Source organism: Streptococcus sp. GMD4S, from assembly GCF_000296955.1.
The window spans coordinates 1-749 of the sequence record NZ_AJRE01000343.1 but is presented as its reverse complement, the minus strand read 5'-3'; the positions used below and the strand labels follow the sequence as shown (position 1 = coordinate 749).

Sequence of the window (749 nt, the reverse complement as noted above, 5' to 3'; positions counted from 1 at the left end):
AATATGGATTTTGAAAAAATTGAACAAGCTTATACGTATTTACTAGAGAATGTCCAAGTCATCCAAAGTGATTTGGCGACCAACTTTTATGACGCCTTGGTAGAGCAAAATAGTATCTATCTAGATGGCGAGACCAATCTAGAGCAGGTCAAGGAGAACAATCAAGCCCTTAAGCGCTTAGCGCTTCGCAAGGAAGAGTGGCTCAAGACCTACCAGTTTCTCTTGATGAAGGCAGGACAAACGGAACCTTTACAGGCCAATCACCAGTTTACACCAGATGCCATTGCCCTCCTCTTGGTAATTGTTGTAGAAGAGTTGCTTCATAAAGAGGAAATTAGCATTCTCGAAATAGGTTCTGGTATGGGGATTTTGGGGGCTACTTTCTTGACTTCTCTCGCTAAAAAAGTAGATTACTTGGGAATCGAAGTGGATGACTTGCTGATTGATTTGGCAGCCAGTATGGCAGATGTGATTGGTTTGCAGGCTGGTTTTGTCCAAGGAGATGCCGTTCGTCCGCAAATGCTTAAAGAAAGCGACGTGGTCATCAGCGACTTACCTGTTGGCTATTACCCAGACGATGCCATCGCTTCACGCTATCAAGTGGCTTCTAGTCAAGAGCATACCTATGCCCACCATTTGCTGATGGAACAAGGCCTCAAGTACCTTAAGTCAGATGGCTATGCTATTTTTCTAGCTCCGAGTGATTTATTGACCAGTCCTCAAAGTGACTTATTAAAAGGGTGGCTCAA

At 43.9% G+C, this 749-nt stretch carries 1 protein-coding gene; it reads left to right on the top strand.

Annotated features, from left to right (window positions below; genetic code table 11):
- Nucleotides 1-3: 3 nt before the first annotated feature.
- Nucleotides 4-749, top strand: a 746-nt coding sequence (locus GMD4S_RS09795) for a class I SAM-dependent methyltransferase (protein ID WP_044130275.1), incomplete at its 3' end; no start/stop codon positions are given.